The sequence below is a fragment of the Roseovarius sp. MMSF_3359 genome (assembly GCF_030733385.1).
Taxonomy (GTDB): Bacteria; Pseudomonadota; Alphaproteobacteria; order Rhodobacterales; family Rhodobacteraceae; genus Roseovarius.
Genome location: NZ_JASHJC010000002.1, coordinates 173478 through 199726 on the forward strand (window position 1 = coordinate 173478; position 26249 = coordinate 199726).

The window sequence follows — 26249 nt, forward strand, 5'->3', positions numbered from 1 at the left end:
CCATGACCTATGATCTCATTCTCGGCGATTACGCCTATTCAAGCTGGTCGCTGCGCGGCTGGCTGCTTTTCGACCGGTTCGGCATCCCATGCCGCACCGAGATGGTGAATTTCAAGAAGGGGGGCGTGCCCGAGCAGATGCCCGATTGGGCGCCTGCCAAGACCGTCCCTGCGGTGCGGACGCCCGAAGGGGCGATCCTGACGGATTCGATGGCCATCGCCGAAGAACTGGCCCAGCGTCATCCGGAGGCCGGGTTCTGGCCTGAAGATCCCAAAGCGCGTGCCACCGCGCGCAGCCTGACGGCCGAGATGCATGCCGGGTTCATGGCGCTGCGCGGGGAATGTCCGATGAACCTGCGCCTGGCCTATACCGGGGTTGAGCCGACTGCGGCCGTTCTGTCGGACCTTAGGCGGCTCGAACTGATCTGGGCGCATGCAAGGCAAACCTGCGCACCGGACGGGCCATGGCTCTGTGGCGCTTATTCGATCGCCGATGCGTTCTACGCGCCGGTTGCCGCACGGATTGCGGGCTATGGTCTCGACGTATCCCAGGACGCGCAGAAATATGTGGCCGCGCATCTGGCTGACCCTGCATTCCGGCGATGGCGTGCCATGGGTCTGGTGCATGGCGAGGTGTTGAATAGGTACAAAAAACCCTTTGAGACCAGTGCTTGGCCGGGGCCGCCTGCCTTGGTTGCAGAGGCGACCGATGCCGAACCAGAGAACGCCGCTTGTCCTTATTCGGGCAAGCCCCCGACCCACATGATGACGCTGGACGGGCGCGTTTTTGGTTTCTGCAATGCGTTTTGCCGCGACAAAACCGCCGCCGATCCGGAAGCATGGGCTGCCTTCATGGCGATGCGCGGCTGAGGCAACGAGATGGAGTGCGCGTACCGCGCACACCGGATATCTCGTCGGCGGCCTCCGGCCTTCTCCTCGCGCCGCGTGTGGCACTCGTTGTGCGATAATCGCCTGGGATGCGCTTCGGGCCGCGGTTAACCTTTCATCAACACCTCTCCTCCTATCGTCGATGTCGGGTCGTTAACCAAGATTGACGAAAGGCAGGGGAATGGTCGCACGCGCCTACACGGTCGCCTTCGAAGGCGTTGAGGCCCGCCATGTCGAGGTGCAATGCGCGGTCACTCCGGGAATGCCTGCGTTTTCCGTCGTGGGCCTGCCAGACAAGGCCGTCAGCGAGGCGCGTGACAGGGTTCGGACGGCGCTCAGTTCCATGGCGATCGCACTGCCCTCCAAGCGGATCACCATCAACCTGTCCCCCGCCGATATGCCCAAGGAAGGCAGCCATTTCGATCTGCCGATCGCGCTGTCATTATTGGCGGCGTTGGAAATCATCCCCAAGGACGCCGTCGAAAGTACAACATCACTGGGTGAACTCTCCCTTGACGGCTCACTCGTACCGGTGATCGGCGCCTTGCCCGCTGCGATGGCCGCGGCGGAGGAGGATCACACCTTGCTCTGCCCGAAGGATTCCGGCGCCGAGGCCGCGTGGGTCGATGCGGTGCAGGTGCTGGGTGCCTCCTCTCTCGCGGACGTCGTACGGCATTACACGGGGCAGTCGCCGCTTCCACCCGCGGAGCCTGGCGAAGTGCTCCTGCACGGGTCCGGGCGCGATTTGCGTGACGTCAAGGGGCAAGAACGCGCCAAGCGGGCGCTCGAGATTGCCGCGGCAGGGCGGCATCACCTGATGATGGTCGGGACGCCAGGGTCGGGCAAATCCATGCTTGCGGCACGGCTGCCGGGCATCCTGCCGCCGCTGACAGCGGCGGAGGCGCTGGAAACCTCGATGATCCACTCGCTGGCTGGCTTGCTGGACGAAGGCGGCATCAGCCGCACCCGCCCCTTTCGCGAACCACATCACACCGCGTCGATGGCCGCGATCGTGGGCGGTGGACGGCGCGCCAGCCCCGGCGAGATCAGTCTTGCCCATAATGGCGTTCTCTTCATGGATGAGTTCCCCGAGTTTCCGCGGACGGTGCTGGAAACCCTGCGCCAACCGATCGAGACTGGCGAGGTCATGGTGGCGCGGGCCAATGCCCACGTCAAATACCCCTGCCGTTTCATGCTGGTGGCGGCTGCAAACCCCTGCAAATGCGGCTATCTGAGTGATCCCGCCCGTGCCTGCACCCGTGCGCCGATCTGTGGCGAGGACTACATGGGGCGTATCTCCGGCCCGCTGATGGACCGGTTTGATCTGCGTGTCGAAGTGCCACCCGTCGCCTTTACCGATCTCGACCTGCCCGCGTCTGGCGACAGCTCCTCCGAGGTTGCCAACCGGGTGCAACGGGCCCGGGCGGAGCAACAGGCGCGCTATGCCGACCGGCCCGACATGCGCCTGAATGCCGATGCCGAAGGCGAGGCCCTGGAGGAAATCGCAACGCCCGACACCGAAGGCCGCGCGTTACTGACCAAGGCCGCGGAACGGTTCGGGCTCAGCGCAAGGGGGTATCATCGGGTTCTGCGCGTCGCCCGCACCATCGCTGATCTCGATGGCTCAACCGCCCTCCGGCACCCGCATATCGCCGAGGCAATCAGCTACCGGCTGACCGGAGCGAAAGAGATCTGATCCACTCTGCGACCTCCCGCAAGGTCTGATCCGCTTCGGGCATCAACCCCCGGAAAAGCGGCCAGACATGTGGCAGGTCTCGCTCGATCACACATGTCACCGGCACGCCCTGGTCTTTCAACCGACCCACGATGTCGCGGGTATCATCCAGGAGGATTTCCGTATCGCCCACACAGATCCAGATCGGACAGACGCCTTCGAAATCCGCATGCAGTGGCGAGGCGCGCGGATCAGCCGCATCCGCGCCATCCAGATAGGCCCGCGCCATTTCCGCCGCGCGATCTGCCGGGAGGATGACTTCGGACCGCGCATTCCGGGTCACCGAATCCGACGAGAAACTGAGATCGGTCAGCGGCGAAAAGGCAAAACATCCGCGGGGTATCGGCAGGCCCAACCTCTTGATCTCAGCCAGAAGCGACAGCGCGAGACCGCCGCCTGCACTGTCTCCGCCCAAAACGACCCCGCCGGGTGCCTCATTGACCGCCCTGTAGGCCAGAACCGCATCTTCCAAAGCAGCGGGAAATGGGTGTTCCGGGGCCAGGCGGTACTGCGGCAGCAAGGCGCGTGCGCCAGCGTATCGGCACAACCAGGCGATCATCGCCCGATGGGTGCGCGGCGAGCCAAACCCATAGCCGCCGCCATGGAAATAGAGGATCACCGGCCCGTCCGGTGGACCCGCCACCCCAAGCGCAGGGACCGAAGATTGCCGGTGAACGAGCTCTTGCGGCTCAAAGACTGCATCCTTCGGCGGATGGAACAGGATCCTTGCCTTCGCTTCGAATGACCGGCGCACCCGGGTCAGCGACGCCCGCCCAAGATGCGGTTTCTCGGTCAGCTTCAGCCACCGGTTCAGCAGTCGGGCGCGCAGGCTCATGAACGCTTCGCCTCGATCGCCTCCCAGATCTTCGCGGCGACATTGATCCCGTCGAAACGCTCCAGTTCCTGGATGCCGGTGGGCGAGGTCACGTTGATCTCGGTCAGGTAGTCGCCGATCACGTCGATCCCCACGAAAACCTGTCCCTTCTCCCGCAGGAGCGGCCCGATCGTGGCGCAGATCTCGCGGTCGCGATCCGTCAGTTCGACCTTTTCCGGGCGCCCGCCCACATGCATGTTCGACCGGGTTTCACCCGCCGCCGGAACCCGGTTGATGGCGCCGACCGCCTCGCCATCAACGAGGATCACGCGCTTGTCGCCTTTGGACACGTCAGGCAGGAACTTTTGCACGATCAGTGGCTCGCGGCTGAAGCCGGTGAACATCTCGTGCAGGGATGTCAGGTTGCGATCCTCTTTCTTCAAAAGGAAAACCCCCGCGCCACCATTGCCATAGAGCGGCTTGAGGATAACGTCGCCATGTTCTTCCTTGAACGCCCGGATTGTGTCGAGATCGCGGGCGATCGCTGTCGGTGGCATCAGCTCAGGAAAATCGAGGATCAGGAGCTTTTCCGGAAAGTTGCGCACCCAGAACGGATCATTGACCACGGTCGTCCCCGGCGTCAGGCGATCCAGCAGATGGGTGGTGGTGATGTAGAACATGTCAAAAGGCGGATCCTGGCGCAGCCAGACCACATCGAAATCCGCCAGATCGACGGTGGTTTCGTCGCCCAAGCGAAAATGATCGCCCTCGACCCGCTGAACGCTGAGCGGCCAGCCCCGCGCGGTGACCCGCCCCTGATCGTAGGCCAGTTTGTCGGGCGTGTAGTAAAAGAGCTCATGTCCCCGCGCCTGCGCCTCTTCGGCAAGGCGAAACGTGCTGTCCGCGTTGATATCAATCGGACCGATCGGGTCCATCTGAAAGGCGATCTTCATGGCGCTGCCCCTTGTTTCAAGCTCCCTCTACATGGGGCAAGGGCGGCAGAGGTTCAATTCAGAAATGCCCAAAGGCGTTTTCAATGACCTCGACCCGGCCCGCGCCATCCATCGCCGCCAGATCAAAGCGCACATCGCTGAGCTGTCCCTGCGGGGTCTGGGCAAGGTATTCCGCCGCCGCGGCATGAATGCGACGCATCTGTGTCGGGCGCAGGCTACGAATGGCCGCGTCGATGCTGCGTGCCTTCTTGACCTCAACAAAGATCAGCAGATCGCCCATGCCGAAAATCAGGTCAATCTCGCCCCCTTCGCCGCGCCAGCGGGTTTCCAGCAGACGGGCACCCTTGTCGAGATAGGCGCGGGTGACGCGTTCTTCGGCGGCCCGCCCCGACAGATCGGCGCGTTGACCGGCATGTCGGCGGGCCCCAGCCGGTTTGGCCATTGCTTGGCGAAAGTCGCCATCGGTGTTCATGTGCCGGCCTCCAGTTTGAGCGCCAGTTGATAGACCTGCCGCCGTTTAATCCCCAATTCGGCAGATACCTGGTCCGCCGCATCGCGCACCGACAGCGTCTCAAGCGCCGCGCGCAGTTTCTGTTCTACATCCGCTTCGCTAACGGCCCGTGAATGGCCACGGTCGATCAGAACGACGCATTCACCTTTCAGCGTTCGCTCGGCGCAGAGGGCAGACAGTTCCGCAAGCGTGCCACGCAAGATTTCTTCGAATTTCTTGGTCAGTTCGCGGGCCACCACGGCGTGCCGCTCCGCGCCCAGGATATCCGCCGCATCGGCCAACATCGCCGCAACCCGCTTGGGTGATTCGTAGAAAACCAATGTTCCCGGCACCTGCGCCAGCGCCGTGAGCGCCGTTTTCCGCCGGGAGGCGGTGTTTGGCAGAAACCCGGCGAAATGGAATTGATCGGTCGGCAGCCCGGCCAGTGTCAGCGCGGTGATGACCGCCGATGGCCCCGGCGCCGACACGAGCGTATGCCCCGCCTCGACCGCCGCCCGGCCAAGGTCAAAACCGGGATCGGCAACCATCGGCGTGCCCGCCTCGGACGCATAGGCAACCGATTTTCCTGCTGCCAGCGCACCAAGCAGCCGGGGCCGCGCCTTGTCACCATTATGATCGTGATAGGCGACAAGCGGTCGATCGCCAAGCGCTACCCCGTGAATTTCCATAAGTTTGCGCAGGCTGCGGGTGTCTTCGGCCGCCAGAACATCAGCGGAGGCAAGGATATCCAGCGCCCTGAGCGTGATGTCGCGCGCCGTGCCGATCGGCGTTGCGATCAGGTAGAGACCCGGCGGCAGTTTGCTGTTGATCGGATTCACCACTGGACCCGCCCCGTTTGACGTTTATGATTGTGTCCCAAAACGCGGCTGCACTTCAGCACAGGCCGCCCAGAGGGAGTGAGTTACCCATGTTTGCCGTTTTGTCCACCGCCCGCAAGACCGTCGCGCGGCTCGCGCTGTTTGCCTCCGTTGCCTGGCTCGCCGCGTGTCAGCCGGTCTCGCTGTCCAATACCGGCCTCGTGCCGAGCAACAGTGTCGCCGTCGCCCTTCTCGTCCCCCATGGCGCATCGAGCGCCCAGGAGCAGAAACTGGCGCGCGATTTGGAAAACGCTGCGCGCCTGGCCGTGTCCGATCTTGACGGTGTGCCGATTGACCTGCGCGTCTATAGCACCGCGGGGAATGCAGGGCAGGCGCAGGCCGAAGCCCTCAAGGCCGTTGATGATGGCGCCCAGATCATCGTGGGGCCGCTTCACGCCGAATCTGCCAACGCGGTCGCCGTGGCCGTGGCCGACAAGGGCGTGAACGTCCTGGCCTTTTCCAACAACTCGACGATAGCCGGCGGCAACCTGTTCATCCTCGGACAGACCTTCGAGAACAGCGCCAGCAGGCTGGCGCGATACGGATCCCAGAATGGCAAGAACCGTGTCCTGACCGTCTATGCCAACAACCTCTCCGGTCAGCTTGGCAAGCAGGCGATCACCAACGCGGTAAGCGCCTCGGGTGGCAGCAACGTGGGCAGCGTCGGTTATGATTTCTCGCAAAACGGCGTGGTCGATGCGATCCCGAAAATCACCGCAGCGGCCTCGTCGGGTAATGCCAACGCCATTTTCATGACATCGAACACCGCAGGCGCCCTGCCCCTTTTCGCACAGATGCTGCCAGAGGCGGGCCTGTCGCCGCAGGACATTCAATATATCGGCCTGACCCGTTGGGACACGCCGCCGCAAACCCTGACACTGCCCGGCGTTCAGGGCAGTTGGTTCGCCCTGCCCGATCCGAACCGTGCGGCACAATACAACAGCCGGTTCACGGCAAGTTTCGGCGAAACACCCCATCCGTTGAGCGGCCTGGCCTATGACGGCATCGCCGCCATCGGCGCCCTGAGCGAATCCCGCGGGCGCGGTGCCCTGTCGCGTGCGGCGCTGACACAGGCCGCCGGTTTCCAGGGCGTGACCGGCGTGTTCCGCTTTCTGCCGAATGGCAGCAATGAACGCGGTCTGGCCGTGGCCACGATCCGCGACAACCAGGTTGCGGTCATCTCACCGGCGCCTCGGGGCTTTGGTGCGGCGGGCTTCTGAACCGGGACCCTTACAAGACGATGGCAAAAGACCCCTCTCTGCCGGATGATCTGATCTGCCCGGCGGAGGAGATTTTCGATCTCGGCGCCGTGCGGGCCGACCTCGCGGCGGCCGCGCAGCAAAGCGAGAACGACCCGATGGCCCTGCGTCAGGCGGCGGTCGCGGTCCTTTCGACCGCGCAGCGAAGCGGCCGCGACGCCATCGCGCAGGCTTTTGCCGCCCACCCGTTTGAAGCCGCCGCAACCATCCGCGCCTATAGCTGGCTCACCGATTGCATCATCCTTTCGGCACTTGATCTTGCCACCCAGCACCTGCATCCGCTCCCCACGCCAACCGAGGCCGAGCGTATTTCCGTCCTGGCCGTGGGTGGGTACGGGCGCGGTGAGATGGCGCCACAATCGGATGTCGATCTCCTGTTCCTGACGCCCTACAAGATCACGCCCTGGGCCGAGAGCGTCATCGAATCCATGCTCTACATCCTGTGGGATCTGAAACTGAAGGTCGGCCATGCCAGCCGCACCATCCGCGATTGCCTGCGCCTTGGGGCCGAGGATTTCACCATCCGCACCGCCCTTTTGGAGCATCGCTTCCTCGCGGGTGACAGCGAGCTGGCTGCCAACCTGAACCACCGCCTGTGGAACGACCTCTTCAAGGGCAGCGCGCCCGAGTTTATCGAGGCCAAGCTGGCCGAGCGTGATGTGCGTCACGAAAAGCAGGGCGGCCAGCGATACATGGTGGAGCCCAACGTCAAGGAAGGCAAAGGCGGCTTGCGCGACCTGCAGTCGCTTTTCTGGATCGCGAAGTATCTGCGCCGGGTGCAGGATGTGGCCGAACTGGTGCGCCTGAAGATGTTCACCGAAGAGGAATATGACAAATTCACCAGCGCGCATGATTTCCTATGGGCCGCGCGCTGTCATCTACACCTGATCACCAAACGCCCCAACGACCAATTGACCTTTGATTTGCAGGTCGAGGTGGCCGAGCGCATGGGCTATGTCGATATCGCCGGGCGCCGCGCGGTCGAATACTTCATGCAGGATTACTTCCGCCATGCCACCGTCGTGGGTGATCTGACGCGCATTTTCCTGACCAAGCTCGAAGCCGCGCATGTCAAATCCGCGCCCCTTCTGCAACGGCTCTTCAAACGCAAACGCAAGCTCAAGGACGGCTATACCGAGGTCCACGGCCGCATCGCCATCGCCAATGAAAAGAAGTTCCTGAAGGATCGACTGAACCTTCTGCGCGTCTTCGAGGAGGGGCTGCGGACCGGCATGTTGATCCACCCTGACGCCATGCGGCTTGTCACTGCCAACCTGCATCTTATCGACAATGACATGCGCGAAGATCCGGTGGCGCAGAAACTCTTTCTTGACCTGCTGCTGAAGCATGGCAACCCGGAACGGGCGCTGCGGCGGATGAACGAGTTGGGCCTTTTGTCGGCCTTTATCCCCGAATTCGAACCGATTGTGGCAATGATGCAGTTCAACATGTATCACCACTACACGGTCGACGAACACACGATCCAGTGCATCAGCCAACTGGCCCAGATCGAGCGCGGCGAGCTGGTCGAAGATCTGCCCGTATCGTCGACCATCTTCGAGGAGGGCATCAACCGCAAAGTGCTCTATGTCGCGCTGCTTTTGCACGATATCGGCAAGGGGCGCGACGAGGATCACTCGATCCTCGGCGCCCAGATCACCCGCAAGGTCGCACCGCGCCTCGGGCTCAAGCCCAAGGAGGTCGATACTGCCGAATGGCTGGTGCGCTATCACCTGCTGATGTCCGACATGGCGCAGAAACGTGATATCGCCGATCCGCGCACCGTGCGCGATTTCGCCAAGGCGGTGCAGACGCGCGAACGTCTCGACCTGCTCCTGATGCTGACGGTCTGCGATATCCGCGGCGTGGGTCCGGGGACGTGGAACAACTGGAAAGCCTCGCTTTTGCGGGCACTCTACCGCCAGACGCGGCGCGCCATGGAAGGCGGGCTTGAGGCGCTCAACCGGGAGCAACGCGGCTCGGACGCGAAACGCAATCTGCGCGAGGCGCTCGAAGGCTGGGACGCCAAGGACATCAAGACCGAGATCGCCCGCCATTACCCGCCCTATTGGCAGGGCCTCCATGTGACCGCGCATGCGGTTTTTGCCGGTCTGCTGCGCGATCTCAAGGAGGGTGAGATCGCCATCGACCTGCACCCGGACGAGGATCGCGATGCCACCCGCGCCTGTTTCGCGCTGGCCGATCACCCGGGCATATTCTCGCGTCTCGCCGGCGCCTTGGCGCTTGTCGGCGCCAATGTTGTCGATGCGCGCACCTACACCTCCAAGGACGGCTATGCCACGCCGGCCTTCTGGATTCAGGATGCCGACGGTCATCCCTACGAGGCCGCGCGCCTGCCCCGTCTGCGCCAGATGATCCAGAAGACGCTCAAGGGCGAGGTCGTCGCGCGCGAGGCCATCAAATCCAAGGACAAGATCAAGAAACGCGAACGCGCCTTTCGCGTGCCCACCCACATCACCTTCGACAATGAAGGATCCGAGATTTACACGATCATCGAGGTCGATACCCGTGACCGCCCCGGCCTGCTCTACGATCTGACGCGCACGCTGGCCAACAGCAACGTCTATATCAACTCGGCGGTGATCGCGACCTATGGCGAACAGGTCGTGGATACGTTTTACGTCAAGGACATGTTTGGCCTGAAATTCCACTCGAAAGCCAAGCAGGAAGCCCTCGACAAGAAGCTGCGCATCGCGATCAGCGAAGGGGTCGAGCGCGCCACGGCATAGACCGGCCCGGCTTAATCCTTCTTTAGATTGAATCTTTTATCCTGACCGCGAACCCATCGTTAGGATTCGCGCGACACCCCGAGGATGGATTGGCCATGCGCCCCGCAACCGGGCAATCGAAACAGGCCGATGTCGCAGCGCAACCCGAAAGTTGGGTGAATGAAGACTAAACAGGAAGCAGAGTTCGATGAAGAAATCAGAGACCTTGGGACATGTGATGCTGATCGACGACGAAAAGTTCGATCGGAAAATGTATCATCGCATATTGCAGAAATACGATATTGCAGACCGCATAAGCAGTTTTGCCTATGCCGAAGAGGCGTTGACCTATCTGTGTGATCCGTCCAATCCCACGGTCGACATGATCCTGCTTGATATAAACATGCCGCGCATGAACGGTTTCGAATTTCTGGATGCGGCGCAGGAACGCTTTGGTACCGATTTCGAAGCGACCGTTGCTGTCATGCTGACAACCCCGCTGAACCAGAATGACCAGAGGCGCGCCGCGAATTCCCCGATGATCGACGCCTTTTTTGCCAAGCCGCTCACCGTTGAAAACATCAACACCGCGGTGCGGATGGTCACCGTGAAAAGCGAACTTGCGAGATTGCGCAAAGAGGGTTTGTTGGCGGTCAGCTCACCAACGTTGGGCGGTACCGGGATCACCATGGCTGCGCCCCGCCACGTCTGACCGCCCTCTATTTCGCGATTGTCCCTCACCTGCTCCTCGGGCTATGCAGAAAGCCTGAACGACCAGGAGCTTTCAAGATGAGTGATTTGCCCGGAATCGTGGTAACCGGCGTCTCCGGCCGCATGGGTCAGATGCTGGTGCGCACCATTGCCGACAGTCCGCGCGCACGACTGATTGGCGCGTTGGAGCGGGGCGGACATGACTGGATCGGCCAGGACGTGGGTGCTGCCATGGGCGGGGCCGAGATGGGTGTGATGGTGACCGACGACCCGTTGGAAGCCTTTGCGAATGCGCAGGCGGTGATTGACTTCACCGCACCTGCCGCGACGGTCGATTTTGCCACCATCACCGCGCAAGCGCGCTGCGTCCATGTGATCGGAACCACCGGGCTTACCGACGCAGATATCAAGCGGCTCGACGCCGCGGCCCGCCATGCGGTCATCGTGCGGGCAGGCAACATGAGCCTCGGTGTGAACCTTCTGACACAGCTCACCAAGCGCGTGGCCGCGGCCCTTGACGAAGATTTCGACATCGAGGTGATCGAGGCACATCACAATCAGAAGGTCGATTCGCCCTCGGGAACCGCCTTGATGCTGGGTGAGGCGGCCGCGGAGGGGCGTGGCTTGACCCTGGACAATGTCGCAGACCGCGCCAGGGACGGCATCACCGGCAAGCGCGAGCGCGGCCATATCGGGTTTTCGGCCATTCGTGGCGGTGACATCGTGGGCGAACATGACGTGCTTTTCGCCGCCCCTGGCGAACGCATCGTGCTGCGCCACATCGCCACCGATCGCGGCATTTTTGCCCGTGGCGCCCTCAAGGCTGCGCTTTGGGGGATCGGGCGCAAACCCGGCGCTTACGACATGCTTGATGTGCTCGGCCTGAACGAAAACTGATCCAAACCGGGCGGCGGCACGTAATCCCTCGTAACAAAGGGAGATATGATCCATGCGTTACGCCATTTTTGCCGCCCTGGCCGCCCTCATCGCCGCCCCCGTGTCCGCCGACGGTTTTGCCAAGATATCGAAACGCGCCGATTTCGTGTCGCTGATTAACGGCAAGGACCTCAAACGCTTCGGAATCAAGCTGAACGTGATGCCCAATGGCAAAATCAAAGGTGACGCCTTTGGACGCGAAGTGCTCGGCGCATGGAAATGGCAACAAGGCTATTTCTGCCGTGATCTTTACTGGGGATCGCGCGACCTCGGCCCCAATTGTCAGATCGTCGCTGTGCAGGACGGCACCATCCGTTTCGTCGCGGATCGGGGCCAGGGCGACCACGCGGATTTCGCACTCAGATGACACAAGCCGCGCTTTGAGAGCGCGCGCCCCCTTTCGCCACATCGCCTGATCCGGTACTCCTGCGGCAATTGCCCCCGCAGAGAGGCCCGAGCATGAAACCCATCCGCCTGCTTTCCAGCGTGCTGACCGTCGGGGTCTGGACCCTGCTCAGCCGGGTGTTGGGCTTCGTGCGAGATGTGATCATCGCCAACCTGCTCGGGCCGGGCGTGCTGATGGACGCCTATGTGGCCGCCTTCCGCCTGCCCAACATGTTCCGCCGCTTCTTTGCCGAAGGCGCTTTCAACGCAGCTTTCGTGCCGATGTTCTCCAAACGGTTGGAGGCGGGTGAAGATCCGATCGGTTTTGCCCGGCTAGCAATGTCGGGGCTCGCCGTGATCCTCCTGATCCTGACGGCACTTGCCATGATCTTCATGCCCGCGCTGGTCTGGGCCACTGCCGAAGGGTTCTATGGCGATGAACGCTTTGATATCACTGTTGAATTCGGGCGGATCACCTTCCCCTATATCCTCTTCATCTCGCTCGCAGCACTGTTTTCCGGCGTCCTGAACGCCGCCAATCGCTTTGCCGCCGCCGCCGCCGCGCCGGTCCTGCTGAACGTGATGCTGGTCACCGCGATGAGCGTCGCATGGTGGTGCGGTGAAGCGGTGGCCGAGGCGCTCATCTGGACCATTCCCTTCGCAGGCTTGGCGCAATTGGCGCTGGTCTGGTACGCGGCGGATCGCGCCGGAATGCGCATCCGGCCCACGCGCCCGCGCTGGACGCCCGAAATGGCCCAACTTGTCCGGATCGCGATCCCCGCGGCCCTGGCGGGCGGCGTCATGCAGGTCAACCTGCTGGTGGGGCAACTCGTGGCGTCGAATTACGAAAAAGCCGTGAGCTGGCTTTATGCCGCCGACAGGCTCTATCAACTGCCGCTTGGCGTGGTCGGCATCGCCGTGGGCATCGTCCTCCTGCCCGACCTGTCGCGCCGGTTGAAGGTTGATGACCAGACCGGTGCACGGGAGGCCCTGTCGCGCGCCGGAGAGATCTCACTGGCGCTGACAATCCCCTCGGCCGTGGCGTTGATGGTGATCCCCCTGCCCCTCGTCTCGACACTGTTCGAGCGCGGCGCCTTTGGCACCGACGACACCGCCGCCACCGCCACCGCCGTCGCGATCTACGGGCTGGGCCTGCCCGCCTTCGTGCTACAGAAGATCCTGCAGCCGCTGTTTTTCGCCCGCGAAGATACCAGGAGCCCTTTCCGCTATGCCGTGGTTGCCATGGTCATCAACGCGGTCGTCGCGATCGGCCTGTCATACGCCATCGGCTGGATCGCCGCGGCCATCGCAACGACAGTCGCGGGTTGGGTCATGGTCTGGCTGCTCCTGCGCGGGGCGCGGGGCTTCGGCGATGTGGCCCGTTTCGATGCCCGCTTCAAGCAAAGGCTCTGGCGGATCATCCTGGCATCGGTCCTGATGGGGGTCGTTTTGTGGGTGTTGTGGATGCTGATGGGGCCATTCTTCGGCATTCCCGGTATCCGCTGGATCGCCCTGATCGTCCTGATCGTCCTGGGCAGCCTGAGCTATTTCGGCTTTGGGCAGCTCATCGGTGCGTTCCGCATGTCCGAACTGCGCGGGTCTTTGCGGCGCTGAAGCCGTCCAGGCCGGCGCCATCTTTGGCTCACATTTACAGGTCTTCGCGATGAACCGGCACCTAATCCGGCTCTGCGGCCAACAACCGCCGAATTGCTCTCGCACCTTGTGGGCGACTCCCGTATAACCGCTGCCAAGCATCGGGGAGAAACATGCCATGTCCGGAGAATTGTCACCCATCGACAAGGCCAAGTTCGTTGCCGCCAAGCGCGCGGTCGACTTTGTCGAAGACGGGATGCGCGTCGGCCTCGGCACCGGCAGCACCGCCGCCTGGATGGTGCGCTGCCTCGGTGAAATGGTCCGCGAGGACGGCCTGAAAATCCGCGGTGTTCCCACATCGACCCGAACCGCCGACCTGGCGCGCGAAGTCGGGATCGACGTCATCTCTCTCGACGAGGCCAAATGGCTGGACGTGACAATCGACGGCGCGGATGAGTTCGACGCCAATCTCAACCTCATCAAGGGCGGCGGCGGCGCGCTTTTGCAGGAAAAGATCGTGGCCACCGCCAGCGATCAGATGATCGTGATCGCCGATATCGGCAAGGAGGTCGAAACCCTTGGCGCCTTCCCCCTGCCCGTCGAGGTGATCCCGTTCGGCTGGCAGACCACGAAATCGCTGATCGAAGAGCTGCTCATCAGCATGGATGTCCTGGGCCGCGACGCCACGCTCAGGATGAATGGCGAAACACCGTTTTTCACCGACGAGGGCAATTACATCCTTGATCTGCACCTCGGCCGGATCGGCAATGCACAGCAATTGTCGCTGGCGATGAACCAGATGCCCGGGGTGGTTGAAAACGGGCTTTTCATTGATATCTGCGATGTGGTCGTTCTGGGCTATGGCGATGGCCGGGTCGAGACGCGCGATATCAATCAGGGCACGGTGGAAGAGGACCGTCTGGATTTTTTGGAATCCGACAACCTCTTCTCCGACATGCTCGACTAAAGGCAAGGCAGGATGACGGACATGGCGTTTGACTATGATCTTTTTGTAATCGGTGGCGGCTCAGGCGGGGTTCGGGCCGCGCGGGTTGCGGCGGCGGGCGGTGCCAAGGTGGCCCTGGCCGAAGAGGACCGGTATGGCGGCACCTGCGTCATTCGCGGCTGTGTTCCCAAAAAGCTCATGGTCTTTGCCTCGGAATTCGCCGGCGCACCCGAAGAGGCCAATGCCTATGGCTGGGACATGACGCTTGGCGATTTTGACTGGACCAAGTTTGCCGGTCGTCTGAACGAGGAGCTCGACCGTTTGGAAGAGGTCTATCGCGGGCTTCTGAAAAACAGCGGTGTGGACAGTTTCGATGCCCGCGCCAGCCTGACCGACGCGCATACTGTCAAGCTCGGCACGGGCGAGAGTTTCACCGCCAAGCACATCCTGGTTGCCACCGGCGGTCACCCGGTGCGGCCCGACATGCCGAATGCGCATCTCGGCATGGTCTCGGACGATATTTTCCACCTCAAGAAACTGCCCAAATCGGTCCTGATTGTCGGCGGCGGTTACATCGCCTGCGAATTCGCCGGCATTCTCAACGGGCTGGGTGTTGAGGTCACGCAATTCTATCGCGGCGCGCAAATCCTGCGTGGGTTTGACGATGAGGCGCGCGGACTGATCGCCGAATCGATGCGCGAGAAGGGCATCAACCTGCACCTGGGCACCAATATCCTCGAAATGGCACCTGCTTCGGCGGATCGGTCGGCAAGCCACGCCGGGACTGCCTCGGATGCGGCCATGGGCGCGCCGGCAAGTGACGCGAGCGATCTGTTGCCAACCGACGCCAAAACCGGCGAACCCGTTTGGGTCAAGGCCACCAACGGGTCGGAAGCGGTTTTCGATGCGGTGTTCTTCGCCACCGGCCGCGACCCCAACAGCGCCGATATGGGCCTCGAAGAGGTGGGCGTCGAAATTGGTCGCCGCGGCGAAATCGTCGTGGATGAGTACAGCCAGACCTCGGTGCCGTCGATCTATGCGATTGGTGACGTGACGAACCGCGTGGCCCTGACCCCCGTGGCGATCCGCGAGGGCATGGCCTTTGTGGAAACGGTGTTCAATGGCAATCCGACACCTGTCGATCACGACCTCATCCCGACGGCGATTTTCACGCAGCCCGAGATGGGCACGGTTGGCATGAGCGAGGAAGAGGCCCGTGAACAGGAACCGGTTGAGGTCTATTGTACCTCCTTCCGGCCGATGAAAACCGCGTTTGCCGGACAGCCGGATCGGGTGCTCTTCAAGCTGATCGTGTCACAGGCGACGCGCAAGGTTCTGGGGTGCCACATGGTGGCGCCCGGTGCCGGTGAAATGATCCAGCTTGCGGGTATCGCCGTAAAGATGGGCGCAACCAAGGAAGATTTCGATCGAACGGTGGCGGTACACCCCACCATGTCCGAAGAGATCGTGACCATGAAGGAACCTATCAGAACGGCTTGATTTTTTGCCATTCCTGCACAGGTTAGGTACATCGCCCCGTAAGGTGGCAAGAGATAAGGGAAGATTATACATGGCTGGACATTCTGGCGGCCCCTGGGGCGGCGGCGGAAACTCGGGTGGAGATGGCGGCGACGACGACCGCGGCGGCAATCGTGGCGGCAGACGCCCCCCTGAGGGCGGACAGATCCCCGAGATCGAACAGCTTGTGAAAAAGGGCCAGGATCAGCTTCGTGTGCTGATGGGCGGCCGTGGCGGTGGCGCGAATGGCACTGGCGGTGGTTCCGGTGGCAATGGCGGCGGGATCGGCAAAGGGTCGATCTTTATCGGCGCGCTGGTCGCCGTGGGTCTTTGGGGGGCCGCGAGCTTCTACACGGTCAAACCCGAAGAACAGTCGATCGAGCTTTTTCTTGGTGAGTTTTCCGGCATCGGCACGGAGGGTCTGAACTTCGCGCCATGGCCGGTCATGACCTACGAAGTGTTCAATGTCACAACCAACCGCACCGAAGACATCGGTGTGCGCCGGTCGGGCCGCGACAATGACGGTCTGATGCTGACAACGGACGAAAACATCGTCGATATTGATTTCCAGGTGGTCTGGAACATCAAGAACGCCGAGGATTTCAAGTTCTCGCTGAAGTATCCGAATGATTCCGTACGCGCCATTTCCGAAGCGGCGATGCGCGAGGTGATTGCGCAATCCGAGCTGGCACCAATCCTCAACCGGGATCGCGCCGCGATTGAAGCCCGCGTCAAGGAGTTGATCCAGGAGACGCTGGACAATCGCGAGACCGGCATCAACATCATCCGTGTCAACTTCAACAAGGTGGACCCGCCGAGCCAGACGGTCACGGTTACCGATGCCGATGGCCGTACCTCGACCGAGTCGGTGATCGACGCCTTCCGCGACGTTCAGGCCGCCGAGCAGGAGCGTGACCGGGTGGAACGCCAGGCGGACGCCTATGCCAACCGGAAACTGGCCGAGGCGCGCGGTGAATCCGCGCAGCTTCTTGAGGCCGCAGAAGGGTACCGTGCGCGCGTGGTGAACGACGCCGTTGGTGAGGCCAGCCGTTTCCTCGCCGTTCTGGCGGAGTATCGCGAAGCACCCGAGGTGACCCGCAAGCGTCTCTACCTCGAGACGATGGAAAAGGTTCTGGGGGATGTCGACAAGATCATCCTTGAGAACAACACCGATGGCGGCGGTCAGGGCGTGGTGCCCTACCTGCCGCTCAATGAACTGCGCCGTAACTCGGGAGCAAACTGATGGGAAAAACCAAATATCTCTTTCCGATCCTCGTCGTTGCCGTTGTTGCGGTACTGTCGTCGATCTTCATCGTGGACGAGCGTGAAAAGGTCCTTGTCCTGCGCTTTGGTCAGATCAAGCAAGAGGTGAATGAACCCGGCCTTGGGTTCAAACTGCCGCTGCTCGACGAAGTGGTGCGTTACGAAGACCGCATCCTGTCGCTGGAAACCCCGGTGATCGAAGTCACCCCCGCCGATGACCGGCGGCTTGAGGTGGACGCTTTCGTTCTCTACCGGATTGCCGATATCCGGCAGTTCCGGCAGGCCCTTGCCGCCGGTGGCGAGCGCGAAGCAGCCATTCAGCTCAATGACATCCTCGACGGTCAGATCCGGGCGGTGCTAGGTTCGGACGGTGTAACCTCCAACACCATCCTGTCGCCGGAACGGGCGGGCCTGATGGAGCAGATCAGGAACCGCGCCGATAGCCGGGCCGGGGCGCTTGGCCTCGAAGTGGTCGATGTGCGCCTGCGGCAGACCAACCTGCCCGAGCAGAACTTCGACGCCACGCTGCAACGGATGATCGCCGAACGGGAACGCGAAGCAACCGACGAACGCGCCCGGGGCCGCGAGGCGGCGCAGCGGGTGACCGCGACCGCCGACCGGACCTATGAGGAAATCCTGTCGGAAGCGCGCCGTGACGCCCGCATCATCGAGGGTGAGGCCGATGCCGAACGCAACCGGATCTTTGCCGAAGCCTATGCGCAGGACGCGGAGTTCTTCGAGTTCTACCGGTCGCTGGCGGCTTATGAACAATCGCTGACCGGGCAGAATTCGAGCATGGTCCTGTCACCCGATAGCGAGTTCTTCAACTACCTGCGCTCGGATCAGGGGGCGGCGGCCAACCGGGCCAGCACCGCGCAATGATCGAAACCACGTTTCTGGCCCTCGGGCTGGTACTGATTGTCGAGGGGCTGGTCTATGCACTGGCCCCTTCGCTTATCGACCAACTGCTTGTCGCCCTGCGTGCAATGCCGGTCGAAAGCCGCCGTCTGCTGGGCTGCCTGGCCATCGTGATCGGCCTGATGCTCGTCTGGGTCGCCAAAACGCTCGGCGCCTGATAGAATCCTTACAATTCGTTCACATGCGCGTGACACACTGTCGTGGACTTTGCGATCCATCAAACCGCACCTACATGTGATCCAGACATCACCGGCTGTGTCGCCGGACGTATATCGAACACCAGAGGAGAACCCCGCGTGAAAGTTCAAACCGTTTCAATGACACGGCAGAATATCAATGGCCTGCGCGCCCTGTGGCTGACTGCGCTGGCTTTTGCCATTCTGCTGGCCCAGACGATCGCCGCACAAGCCCGGCCCGACAGCTTTGCCGATCTGGCCGAAAAGTTCAGCCCGGCGGTTGTGAATATCACCACGTCAACGGTCATGGCGCAGGGCGCCGGACCATCTCCCATCGTCCCCGAAGGCTCGCCTTTCGAGGATTTCTTCCGCCAGTTCCGTGAGCGCAACGAAGATGGCGACCGGCCACGGCGCACTTCTGCGCTTGGTTCGGGTTTCGTGATTTCCGAAGATGGATACGTGGTGACTAACAACCACGTGATCGAAAGTGCCGACGAGATCATCATCGAATTCTATTCGGGCAAGGAGCTTGAGGCCAAGGTCATCGGCACCGACCCCAAAACGGATATCGCGCTTCTGAAGGTCGATACCAAGGAACCCCTGCCTTTCGTCAGCTTCGGCGACAGCGACCTTGCCCGCGTGGGTGATTGGGTCGTCGCCATGGGCAACCCGCTGGGTCAGGGTTTTTCGGTGTCCGCCGGGATCGTCTCGGCACGCAACCGCGCCCTTTCCGGCACCTATGACGACTACATCCAGACCGACGCCGCCATCAACCGCGGCAACTCCGGCGGCCCGCTCTTTAACCTCGACGGCGACGTGATCGGCGTAAATACCGCGATCCTGAGCCCAAATGGCGGCTCGATCGGCATCGGATTCTCGATGGCGTCGAACGTGGTCACCAAGGTTGTGAAGCAGTTGCAGGAATTCGGCGAAACGCGCCGCGGCTGGCTGGGCGTCCGGATCCAGGATGTGACCGATGACGTGGCCGAAGCGATTGGCCTTGAGAAGGTTGCTGGTGCTCTGGTGACCGATGTCCCCGAAGGACCCGCAGCCGAAGCCGGTATGGAATCCGGCGATGTCATCATGTCCTTCGACGGCAAGGAAGTGGCCGATACACGCGGCCTCGTCCGTCAGGTTGGCAACACCGAAGTCGGCAAGACCGTGCGGGTGATCGTCTTCCGCGACGGCAAAACTCAAACCCTGAAAGTGACCCTTGGTCGCCGTGAGGCCGCCGAAGGGGCAATCCCTGCGGCCCAGCCCGGCAATGACGAAAAGAGCGAGGAACCGCAGCAGAAGGAAATGCTCGGCCTGTCGCTCAGCGCGATCACCAACGAGGCGCGCACCGCCCTCAACCTTGACGCGGATACCACCGGCCTTCTGGTTACCGATGTGGACGAGCTGTCCGAAGCCTACGAAAAAGGCGTGCGCCCCGGCGATCTGATCACCGAGGCCGGCGCCGGCATGCTGCAGATTTCGGGCATTGCCGATTTCGAAGAGCTGGTCACAAAGGCCAAGGAGGCGGGCCGCAAATCCATCCTGCTGCGCGTTGTGCGCGATCAGGACGCCCGGTTTGTCGCGCTGCCGCTGGAAGAAAAAGAGATGAACAAAGACGGCGAGTAAACGCCCGTCCTCTTCTCATCGACGAAGGCGCCCCGGTCTCGGGGCGCTTTTTCTATGAAAGATCGCATCGCGGAGCGCCTGCAACGCGCCCTTACGCGGCCAGAAATGCCGACAGGGCGGTCTTCAGCCCCTCCCAGTCCGTGAACTCGTGATCCCCTTCGGCCAGATCGTATTTCCCGCCCCTGAGGACCACATGGCGCAACACCTGCGTCGAGAAATAGTCATAGCTGCTCATGCGCACCGCACCGGCAACCAGCATCTCGGTCGCGGGCTCGAACCCGGTGCGCATCTTCATCTCTTCGACGAATTCCTGCGCCTCGGACCTCGTATCGGGGAAGGCCGCCATCAGGCTGACGGACAATAGCATCGTATCGCGCGCCGCCAGCTTGTCCCCTTCCGCCGCGAGGCACATTTCGAACCATTTGGGGTGTTTGCGCTCATGTACAGACGCCGCAAGGATCACCTTGTCAGCGTCGGCAGCCGAAATCGACGCGGACTTGTCGGCCGTGTCGATCAAATCGACATCATGGCCTGCCCCGCGCGCCTCATCGGCCAGGAAACGGGCGATCTTGGCGGTCTGCCCCTCGACAGTGCCAAAAATTATCAGAATTCTCATGCGGGTTTCTCCTCAGCTTACCTTCGGATTCGACGCCGAATACTGCTTGGATCCGGATCACATTCCCATTGCACAATAAAACCGCCCGCGCGGGCGGGCCTTGTCTTAAATCAAGTGTTGTGATGTGACGCTGGCCGCCTTCTAACTCAGGTCGGGGATCTCAAAACCACGCAACTGGGTATCCTTGCGCAGGTAAAGCGGGTGTTTCGCCGATCCATCCTGATTGGTGCCGAGACACATGAGCGGCTTGCCCGTCCGGGCCATGGCGCCCAGCACCTCGGCAACCACCGGGTTGAACCGCTTGTGCAGCTTGCCATAGGCCATGACCAGCGTTTCCGCCTCCTCGGCCATGGCGACCAGGGCCGGGATGTTGTCGGCGCTGCACGCCTGCGCCGCATCGGCCGGGATATCCTTCGGCGACGTCGCCCGCCAGTCGAGCATGTTGCCCTTGAGATATCTCGTAAAGCCCCAGTCGCGCGCAAACATCAACTCCCGGTGGCAGGTCGGATCGGAAATGTCGGCGGCGGCCACGGAAGGGTTCATCCCGACAAAGAGGATCGCACGCGGGGCGGCGCCCTCGGGCGTCCAATCCCGCGTGAGCGCCTGCCGATACCGGCCACAGGGCGAGAAAGTCGCACCGCCGATCACCCCATCCGGCAGCTTCAGGCGCACCTTGCCGCCGGGATCATGCGTCCAGGTATCGCCTGACCCGCTCATGTGTTGAAAACCCGGCTCGGGTGCAATTCGCCCGCCTTGTAGCGGCCAACCGCCACCGCCTTGCCGTCCAGCGCGGCCCAGCATTCATCCCCATATTCAACGTCCTGCGCAATCACCATCCCCGGGTTGCCGTTGCGCAGCCGCGCCGCCCCCTCGGGCGTACAGGACAGCATCGGCAGATCGGCCAGACCTTCTTCGAGCGGTCTCAGGTGGTTGTCCAATTCGGGCGTCTGCGCCAGGCGGTCGATCTCTTCCATGCTGATCCCGTCACCGGCATCAAACGGCCCGGACCAGAGCCGCCGAAGCCAGACCACATGCCCGTAACACCCTAGCGCCGCGCCGAGATCCCGCGCAATGGCGCGGACATAGCCACCTTTGCCACAGGTCATCTCCAGCGTCACGTGATCCGCATCCGGACGGTCGGTCAGGAGCAACTCCTCCACCCACAGAGGCCGCGCCGCGATCTCGACATCGGCGCCATCGCGAGCGAGCTTGTAGGCGCGCTCACCGTCGATCTTGACCGCCGAAAACTTGGGCGGCACCTGCTGAATTTCACCAACGAACCGGCCAAGCGCATCCTTGATCGCCGCGTCATCCGGACGGGCATCGCTTTCGGCGATCACTTCGCCCTCGGCATCGTCGGTGTTCGTTCCCTGCCCCAGACGCACGGAAAACGCATAGGCCTTGAGCGCGTCGGTGATGTAGGGAACTGTCTTGGTGGCCTCACCCAAGGCAACAGCCAGAACGCCGGTCGCTTCGGGGTCAAGGGTGCCCGCATGGCCCGCCTTCTTGGCCTGAAACGCCCAACGGACCTTGTTGACCACCGCGGTCGAGGTCATGCCCGCGGGCTTGTCCACCACCAGCCAGCCCGAGATATCGCGGCCTTTGCGTTTGCGTCCCATCGAGATCCCTCGTCTCAGCCTCAGGCCCCGGGCGTTACCCTGCCTGCGCGGATAGGTCAATCATTCCGGCGGGGGCGCCACCACGCCCACCATCGGCCCCATCGGGAAACCGATATCGAACCGGTTGAGGTCGGGCGCATAGAGCCGCGAAATGCTACCATCAAAATAGAGGGCTTGCGGCAGTTTGAGGCCGTCGCGGAACATGGTGCCGAACTGATGAAAGGTCACCGGCGATTTCGAGATCGCGAAAAAGGCCGTTTCGCCACCCGCCGTCGTGCCAACACCGTTGCGGATATAGGTGCTGTCGCTATCGGGCAGGAACCGCGGGTGCAGCGCCCCGTCGATCACCAGCATCGGCCCGGATTGGCTCGCATAGGTGCAATCGGGCGCCTCATCCACGTAGCGCAGGGTTTCAAAAACATCGGCGCGGCCCTCGCGGATGCAAAAGACGCCATTGGGCAGAAGACCAAAATTACCGGGACCCGCATTGGTGATGACCGGGGCCAGCACCTCGCCCTTTTCCGCGTAATGGCCAACCGGGCGGCGATCCGTGTGATACATCCCGGCATTCATCGAAAAGGCCAGCACCTGCCCTTCCTCTTCGACGAGGTTTTCGATGCTGGTGAAATTGCCGAGCGGTTTGCCGGTCTCGGGGTCATTGAGGAAAAGGCGCAGGTCTTCGGCCTGGGCATCGACCTCGCAGACGGTATAAACCTCGCCCTTGAAACTCAGGTCCCGGCAATCAACCGCCCAGGCAGGCGTTGCCGCCAGAAACGCCGCGATGCCCCAGAAGGCCCGCATCACTCCTCCAGGTCCCGACGCACCTCGTCTTGCGAGAATAGGCGGCGGGTCTCGTCCATCTGGTCAAAGGTCTCGTCGAGGCGAAACCGCAGGTCGGGCGCGTATTTCAGTTCCAGCTTCTTGCCGATGATGCGGCGCAGTTCGGATTTGTTGCGGGCCAGCAATCCGATGATCTCGTCCTGACCCTTGCCGCCCAAAGGCAGCACATAAGCCGTCGCGACCTTGAGGTCGGGGGAGGTACGCACCTCGCCCACGGTGACCGACAGGCGGTTCAGGTCGGGATCGTGGATATCGCCGCGCATCAGCACCTCGGACAATGTCCGGCGGATCAACTCTCCGACGCGCAACTGCCGTTGCGATGGTCCGGGGCCGTCATGAAACTTGTTCTTTGCCATAAACCTGCATCTATGCCCTCGCATGGGCTTTGCCAAGCACAGATCACCGTCGCCCGACTGCATCCCGCGTATGGTGCCGCAACGGCACGTCCGGTTTCACATGGCGGTTATTCCGGCAGATCCACCCGTTTCAGGAACGTCCGATCCTCCCGCAAGAGAAACTTCTCCGACTGCGCAAAGGCGTAATTTTCGCGCCCCAGCGGATCGGCGACCAACCGCACTCGGTAACGCTCGTAGTCGGCCAGCGACCGGATGTTGTAGATGCCATAGGCCAAGGTCGCACTGCCCTCATGCGGTGCGAAATACCCGATCAGGTCCGCAACGTTGCGCGGTATCGCCTTCCCCCAGTTGCGGGCATATTGCGCGAACTGCGCCTTTTTCGTCGGGTCAATGTGATAACGGATGATACAGGTCAGCATTTTGGCGGCTCCCTATAACCTTCTGATTTTATGTACATGTTGCGCAATTTCGAGGATCGAAATTACGTCCGCGCGCTATATGTTGCGGCATCTCAAGGGTATCCTATTGCCGCACTCTAATGCTTCGGCTATGGTCGAACTATGAAAGACATGCCCGACATCTCTCGTATCGCCGCCCTGATCGGTGATCCTGCGCGCGCCAACATCCTCAACGCCCTGATGAGCGGCAAGGCGCTGACCGCGACCGAACTGTCCGGCGAGGCCGGTGTAACCTTGCAGACCACGTCCAGCCATTTGGCCAAACTTGAGGCAGGCGGCCTCGTGCGGCCCCGCAAAGAAGGGCGTCACAAGTATTTCACCCTGGGCTCCGAAGAGGTGGCGCAGGTGCTCGAAGCCCTCACCGGCCTCGCCGCCGGATCGGGGCATTTGCGCCACCGACCTGGCCCACGCGACCCCGAATTGCGGCACGCGCGGGTCTGCTACAACCACCTGGCCGGGGACATGGGCACCCGTGCCTATGACAGCATGACCGCCCGTGGCCATTTTCGCCATTCCGGCGATGGCCTCACCCTGACCGACACGGGCCGGGTGTTTGTGGCCGGCCTCGGCATCGACCTTGACGCGCTGCCGCCATCGCGCGCACCGCTCTGCCGCGACTGCCTGGACTGGTCGGAACGCCGCTCGCACCTGGCCGGGCGCCTGGGCCGGGCGCTCCTCAGTCATATGCAGGACGCGGGCTGGGCCAGTCGGGTGGACGACACACGGATCATCCGGTTTACGCCACGGGGCATGGCGGCTTTCGACAAGGCATTTCCCCTGCCTTAACCGCGCAGACCCGCAGCACGCAAAAAGGGCCCACAACGGCGGCCGGGATCAGGCCAGATTGCACGCCGGATAAGTCCAGTCTAGAGTGCCACCATGGCCATTTCCGTCGAAACCTTCTTTCTCGATCCCGATGCGCAAGGGACATTGCAGGCGCAGATCCAACAGATGATCGCCCAGGGCATCCTGTCGGGTCGGTTCCGCAAGGGCGAGAAACTGCCCTCTTCCCGACGTCTGGCCGATCACCTCGGTGTCAGCCGGATCACCGTAACGCTCGCCTACACGGAGTTACAGGCCAATGACTATCTCTCCGCGCGCGACCGGTCGGGATATTACGTGTCCGACAATGCGCCCGAGCCGCCGGAGTTTTCCGCCCGCCATCCCCGGCAGGATCGGATCGATTGGTCCCGTGCGCTTGGGCGACGCTTCACCGGGGGCGTGACACCCGACAAGCCGCAGGATTGGTCGCGATATCGTTATCCGTTCATCTACGGGCAGGCCGATCCGACGCTATTCGACCATGGCAATTGGCGTCAATGCGCGTTGCAGGCATTGGGGCAAAAAGACTTCCAGGCGATGACGACGGATTACTACGATCAGGACGATCCGCAACTGATCGAATTCGTTGCGCGCCACACATTGCCGCGGCGGGGCATCCTCGCCGATCCCTCCGAGATCCTGATTACAATGGGCGCGCAAAATGCCCTGTGGCTTACCGCGCAGGTTCTCCTGACCCAAAGACGCACGGCGGCGATCGAAGATCCCTGTTACCACGCCTTGCGCGATATCCTGACCCAATCGCGATGCCACCTGACCCCGATCACCGTGGACCGCGACGGCCTGCCGCCCGATGACCTGCCTGCGCAAGCAGATGTGATTTTTACGACGCCCAGCCACCAATCACCCACCAACGCAACAATGCCGTTGAACCGGCGCAAGGCGCTATTGAAAAAGGCGCGGGACATGGATGCGCTGATCGTGGAGGATGATTACGAGTTCGAGATGTCATTCCTCAAATCGCCCCTGCCGGCGCTGAAATCGCTCGATACGGATGGACGGGTGATCTATGTGGGCAGCTTTTCCAAGTCGATCTTTCCCGGGCTGCGCCTTGGGTATCTGGTCGGGTCCCGGGCCTTCATCCGCGAAGTGCGCGCCCTGCGTACCAGCGTCCTACGGCATCCCCCGGGTCATATCCAGCGCACGGCCGCCTATTTCCTGTCGCTCGGTCATTACGACAGCCTGATCCGCAAGATGGGGCAGATCTATGCCAAGCGGCGACGGGTCATGGAATACGCGCTCGAAGACCTCGGGCTTGACGTGACCGGACGCGGCCTTTTCGGGGGCTCGTCGATCTGGATGCGGGCGCCGGATGGGGTGGACATGGCGGCGGTGGACGGGCGCCTGCGCGACAAGGGCGTGCTGATTGAACCCGGCGTTCACTTCTTTCACGGGGATGATCCGCCCCGCAATTTCTACCGCCTGGCCTACTCGTCAATCCCGGCGGCGCGCATCCCCGACGGGCTGGCGATTCTGGCGCGGGAATTGGCCAATAGCTGAAATTCCCCCATTTCGCCGCCTCAAAAACAGGGAAATCCGGGAAATATAAGAAAACAAGGCTTTTCTTTCAGTGCCTTGAAAATTGTGCCTTGCAAAAAATAATCATTTTTGAGACTTTTGATCTCAATACTTAATTTGCCTGGACATACCAGAGTCAGAAAACTGGCCCTAACACCACGCCGGAGGCACCGCTAGTTTCCGGCCAGATTT

26 protein-coding genes are annotated in these 26249 nt (G+C 62.1%); 16 read left to right on the forward strand and 10 right to left on the reverse strand.

What is annotated here, in order from left to right; genetic code table 11:
* Nucleotides 1-2 precede the first annotated feature (2 nt).
* Both RBB29_RS03700 and RBB29_RS03705 read left to right on the forward strand, forming a co-directional pair.
* A complete protein-coding gene (locus RBB29_RS03700; protein WP_306112829.1) occupies nt 3-869 on the forward strand; it encodes a glutathione S-transferase in 867 nt (288 codons plus the stop codon).
* A gap of 199 nt (nt 870-1068) precedes the next feature.
* Nucleotides 1069-2583, forward strand: coding sequence for a YifB family Mg chelatase-like AAA ATPase (locus RBB29_RS03705; RefSeq protein ID WP_306112830.1), 1515 nt, complete (start codon nt 1069-1071; stop codon nt 2581-2583).
* On the opposite strand, the gene RBB29_RS03710 is transcribed toward RBB29_RS03705, so the two are convergent.
* Genes RBB29_RS03710 through rsmI form a run of 4 tightly spaced genes read right to left on the reverse strand, consistent with a single transcriptional unit; the run spans nt 2549 to nt 5718 of the window.
* Nucleotides 2549-3457 (reverse strand): alpha/beta hydrolase, encoded by a 909-nt coding sequence (locus RBB29_RS03710; protein ID WP_306112831.1) that lies wholly within the window; start codon nt 3455-3457, stop codon nt 2549-2551. The genes RBB29_RS03705 and RBB29_RS03710 overlap by 35 nt on opposite strands.
* Entirely contained in the window at nt 3454-4389 is a 936-nt protein-coding gene (gene gshB / locus RBB29_RS03715; protein ID WP_306112832.1) for a glutathione synthase, read from the reverse strand. Before gshB ends, RBB29_RS03710 begins: the two co-directional genes overlap by 4 nt.
* 58 nt (nt 4390-4447) lie before the next feature.
* Nucleotides 4448-4861, reverse strand: a complete 414-nt coding sequence (locus tag RBB29_RS03720) for a YraN family protein (RefSeq protein WP_306112833.1) — start codon at nt 4859-4861, stop codon at nt 4448-4450.
* Complete coding sequence (gene rsmI, locus RBB29_RS03725; protein ID WP_371931417.1) at nt 4858-5718, reverse strand: 16S rRNA (cytidine(1402)-2'-O)-methyltransferase; 861 nt, start codon at nt 5716-5718, stop codon at nt 4858-4860. Before rsmI ends, RBB29_RS03720 begins: the two co-directional genes overlap by 4 nt.
* Before the next feature lie 89 nt (nt 5719-5807).
* On the opposite strand from rsmI, the gene RBB29_RS03730 reads away from it, so the two are divergent.
* From RBB29_RS03730 to RBB29_RS03785, 12 genes are all read left to right on the forward strand, one after another.
* Nucleotides 5808-6977, forward strand: coding sequence for a penicillin-binding protein activator (locus RBB29_RS03730; RefSeq protein ID WP_306112835.1), 1170 nt, complete (start codon nt 5808-5810; stop codon nt 6975-6977).
* Nucleotides 6978-6997: 20 nt separating this feature from the next.
* A complete protein-coding gene (locus RBB29_RS03735; RefSeq protein WP_306112836.1) occupies nt 6998-9766 on the forward strand; it encodes a [protein-PII] uridylyltransferase in 2769 nt (922 codons plus the stop codon).
* A gap of 187 nt (nt 9767-9953) precedes the next feature.
* On the forward strand, nt 9954-10457 hold the full coding sequence (locus tag RBB29_RS03740) for a response regulator (RefSeq protein ID WP_306112837.1): 504 nt from the start codon (nt 9954-9956) through the stop codon (nt 10455-10457).
* 77 nt (nt 10458-10534) lie between these two features.
* Nucleotides 10535-11353 (forward strand): 4-hydroxy-tetrahydrodipicolinate reductase, encoded by an 819-nt coding sequence (gene dapB / locus RBB29_RS03745; RefSeq protein ID WP_306112838.1) that lies wholly within the window; start codon nt 10535-10537, stop codon nt 11351-11353.
* A 52-nt stretch (nt 11354-11405) separates the two neighbouring features.
* A complete protein-coding gene (locus RBB29_RS03750; protein ID WP_306112839.1) occupies nt 11406-11759 on the forward strand; it encodes a dihydrodipicolinate reductase in 354 nt (117 codons plus the stop codon).
* Nucleotides 11760-11851: 92 nt separating this feature from the next.
* Entirely contained in the window at nt 11852-13390 is a 1539-nt protein-coding gene (gene murJ, locus RBB29_RS03755) for a murein biosynthesis integral membrane protein MurJ (RefSeq protein WP_306112840.1), read from the forward strand.
* Nucleotides 13391-13547: 157 nt separating this feature from the next.
* The gene (gene rpiA / locus RBB29_RS03760) at nt 13548-14336 is read left to right on the forward strand and encodes a ribose-5-phosphate isomerase RpiA (RefSeq protein WP_306112841.1); all 789 of its coding nucleotides are present in this window, start codon (nt 13548-13550) and stop codon (nt 14334-14336) included.
* A 12-nt stretch (nt 14337-14348) separates the two neighbouring features.
* Entirely contained in the window at nt 14349-15815 is a 1467-nt protein-coding gene (locus RBB29_RS03765) for an FAD-dependent oxidoreductase (protein ID WP_306112842.1), read from the forward strand.
* 70 nt (nt 15816-15885) lie between these two features.
* Complete coding sequence (hflK, locus tag RBB29_RS03770) at nt 15886-17076, forward strand: FtsH protease activity modulator HflK (protein WP_306112843.1); 1191 nt, start codon at nt 15886-15888, stop codon at nt 17074-17076.
* Entirely contained in the window at nt 17076-17978 is a 903-nt protein-coding gene (gene hflC / locus RBB29_RS03775) for a protease modulator HflC (protein WP_306112844.1), read from the forward strand. Before hflK ends, hflC begins: the two co-directional genes overlap by 1 nt.
* Nucleotides 17975-18172 carry a DUF2065 domain-containing protein gene (locus RBB29_RS03780; protein WP_306112845.1) on the forward strand — a complete coding sequence of 66 codons (198 nt, stop codon included), beginning with the start codon at nt 17975-17977 and terminating at the stop codon, nt 18170-18172. Before hflC ends, RBB29_RS03780 begins: the two co-directional genes overlap by 4 nt.
* 159 nt (nt 18173-18331) lie before the next feature.
* Nucleotides 18332-19810 carry a Do family serine endopeptidase gene (locus RBB29_RS03785; protein ID WP_306113092.1) on the forward strand — a complete coding sequence of 493 codons (1479 nt, stop codon included), beginning with the start codon at nt 18332-18334 and terminating at the stop codon, nt 19808-19810.
* 91 nt (nt 19811-19901) lie between these two features.
* Here RBB29_RS03785 and RBB29_RS03790 read toward each other — a convergent pair whose 3' ends face one another.
* The 6 genes from RBB29_RS03790 to RBB29_RS03815 all read right to left on the reverse strand — a co-directional run bounded on the left by RBB29_RS03790 (nt 19902) and on the right by RBB29_RS03815 (nt 23660).
* Entirely contained in the window at nt 19902-20426 is a 525-nt protein-coding gene (locus RBB29_RS03790) for a flavodoxin domain-containing protein (protein WP_306112846.1), read from the reverse strand.
* Between the two features lie 141 nt (nt 20427-20567).
* Nucleotides 20568-21143: a DUF1643 domain-containing protein gene (locus RBB29_RS03795; RefSeq protein ID WP_306112847.1), complete on the reverse strand. Its 576-nt coding sequence runs from the start codon at nt 21141-21143 to the stop codon at nt 20568-20570.
* A complete protein-coding gene (gene truB, locus RBB29_RS03800) occupies nt 21140-22045 on the reverse strand; it encodes a tRNA pseudouridine(55) synthase TruB (RefSeq protein WP_306112848.1) in 906 nt (301 codons plus the stop codon). The genes RBB29_RS03795 and truB overlap by 4 nt, the downstream gene beginning before the upstream one ends.
* Nucleotides 22046-22105: 60 nt before the next feature.
* Complete coding sequence (locus tag RBB29_RS03805) at nt 22106-22846, reverse strand: phosphodiester glycosidase family protein (protein WP_306112849.1); 741 nt, start codon at nt 22844-22846, stop codon at nt 22106-22108.
* Nucleotides 22846-23241, reverse strand: a complete 396-nt coding sequence (gene rbfA, locus RBB29_RS03810; protein WP_306112850.1) for a 30S ribosome-binding factor RbfA — start codon at nt 23239-23241, stop codon at nt 22846-22848. The genes RBB29_RS03805 and rbfA overlap by 1 nt, the downstream gene beginning before the upstream one ends.
* 107 nt (nt 23242-23348) lie before the next feature.
* Complete coding sequence (locus RBB29_RS03815; RefSeq protein ID WP_306112851.1) at nt 23349-23660, reverse strand: NIPSNAP family protein; 312 nt, start codon at nt 23658-23660, stop codon at nt 23349-23351.
* Between the two features lie 141 nt (nt 23661-23801).
* Between RBB29_RS03815 and RBB29_RS03820 the strand changes: the two genes are divergently transcribed.
* Together RBB29_RS03820 and RBB29_RS03825 are read left to right on the forward strand one after the other, a co-directional pair.
* Entirely contained in the window at nt 23802-24485 is a 684-nt protein-coding gene (locus tag RBB29_RS03820; protein WP_306112852.1) for a helix-turn-helix transcriptional regulator, read from the forward strand.
* Between the two features lie 93 nt (nt 24486-24578).
* Nucleotides 24579-26039: a PLP-dependent aminotransferase family protein gene (locus RBB29_RS03825; protein ID WP_306112853.1), complete on the forward strand. Its 1461-nt coding sequence runs from the start codon at nt 24579-24581 to the stop codon at nt 26037-26039.
* Nucleotides 26040-26249 lie beyond the last annotated feature (210 nt).

What these genes read in the sequence shown, in the direction of transcription:
- RBB29_RS03805 (WP_306112849.1), bottom strand. Translation starts at nt 22,846, where the DNA reads ATGCGGGCCTTCTGGGGCATCGCGGCGTTTCTGGCGGCAACGCCTGCC.
- hflC (WP_306112844.1), top strand. Translation starts at nt 17,076, where the DNA reads ATGGGAAAAACCAAATATCTCTTTCCGATCCTCGTCGTTGCCGTTGTT.
- RBB29_RS03765 (WP_306112842.1), top strand. Translation starts at nt 14,349, where the DNA reads ATGACGGACATGGCGTTTGACTATGATCTTTTTGTAATCGGTGGCGGC.
- RBB29_RS03785 (WP_306113092.1), top strand. Translation starts at nt 18,332, where the DNA reads ATGACACGGCAGAATATCAATGGCCTGCGCGCCCTGTGGCTGACTGCG.
- murJ (WP_306112840.1), top strand. Translation starts at nt 11,852, where the DNA reads ATGAAACCCATCCGCCTGCTTTCCAGCGTGCTGACCGTCGGGGTCTGG.
- gshB (WP_306112832.1), bottom strand. Translation starts at nt 4,389, where the DNA reads ATGAAGATCGCCTTTCAGATGGACCCGATCGGTCCGATTGATATCAAC.
- rpiA (WP_306112841.1), top strand. Translation starts at nt 13,548, where the DNA reads ATGTCCGGAGAATTGTCACCCATCGACAAGGCCAAGTTCGTTGCCGCC.
- rbfA (WP_306112850.1), bottom strand. Translation starts at nt 23,241, where the DNA reads ATGGCAAAGAACAAGTTTCATGACGGCCCCGGACCATCGCAACGGCAG.
- RBB29_RS03790 (WP_306112846.1), bottom strand. Translation starts at nt 20,426, where the DNA reads ATGAGAATTCTGATAATTTTTGGCACTGTCGAGGGGCAGACCGCCAAG.
- truB (WP_306112848.1), bottom strand. Translation starts at nt 22,045, where the DNA reads ATGGGACGCAAACGCAAAGGCCGCGATATCTCGGGCTGGCTGGTGGTG.
- RBB29_RS03705 (WP_306112830.1), top strand. Translation starts at nt 1,069, where the DNA reads ATGGTCGCACGCGCCTACACGGTCGCCTTCGAAGGCGTTGAGGCCCGC.
- RBB29_RS03735 (WP_306112836.1), top strand. Translation starts at nt 6,998, where the DNA reads ATGGCAAAAGACCCCTCTCTGCCGGATGATCTGATCTGCCCGGCGGAG.
- RBB29_RS03740 (WP_306112837.1), top strand. Translation starts at nt 9,954, where the DNA reads ATGAAGAAATCAGAGACCTTGGGACATGTGATGCTGATCGACGACGAA.
- hflK (WP_306112843.1), top strand. Translation starts at nt 15,886, where the DNA reads ATGGCTGGACATTCTGGCGGCCCCTGGGGCGGCGGCGGAAACTCGGGT.
- RBB29_RS03825 (WP_306112853.1), top strand. Translation starts at nt 24,579, where the DNA reads ATGGCCATTTCCGTCGAAACCTTCTTTCTCGATCCCGATGCGCAAGGG.
- RBB29_RS03710 (WP_306112831.1), bottom strand. Translation starts at nt 3,457, where the DNA reads ATGAGCCTGCGCGCCCGACTGCTGAACCGGTGGCTGAAGCTGACCGAG.
- RBB29_RS03730 (WP_306112835.1), top strand. Translation starts at nt 5,808, where the DNA reads ATGTTTGCCGTTTTGTCCACCGCCCGCAAGACCGTCGCGCGGCTCGCG.
- RBB29_RS03700 (WP_306112829.1), top strand. Translation starts at nt 3, where the DNA reads ATGACCTATGATCTCATTCTCGGCGATTACGCCTATTCAAGCTGGTCG.
- RBB29_RS03780 (WP_306112845.1), top strand. Translation starts at nt 17,975, where the DNA reads ATGATCGAAACCACGTTTCTGGCCCTCGGGCTGGTACTGATTGTCGAG.
- dapB (WP_306112838.1), top strand. Translation starts at nt 10,535, where the DNA reads ATGAGTGATTTGCCCGGAATCGTGGTAACCGGCGTCTCCGGCCGCATG.
- RBB29_RS03795 (WP_306112847.1), bottom strand. Translation starts at nt 21,143, where the DNA reads ATGAGCGGGTCAGGCGATACCTGGACGCATGATCCCGGCGGCAAGGTG.
- RBB29_RS03820 (WP_306112852.1), top strand. Translation starts at nt 23,802, where the DNA reads ATGAAAGACATGCCCGACATCTCTCGTATCGCCGCCCTGATCGGTGAT.
- RBB29_RS03815 (WP_306112851.1), bottom strand. Translation starts at nt 23,660, where the DNA reads ATGCTGACCTGTATCATCCGTTATCACATTGACCCGACGAAAAAGGCG.
- RBB29_RS03720 (WP_306112833.1), bottom strand. Translation starts at nt 4,861, where the DNA reads ATGAACACCGATGGCGACTTTCGCCAAGCAATGGCCAAACCGGCTGGG.
- RBB29_RS03750 (WP_306112839.1), top strand. Translation starts at nt 11,406, where the DNA reads ATGCGTTACGCCATTTTTGCCGCCCTGGCCGCCCTCATCGCCGCCCCC.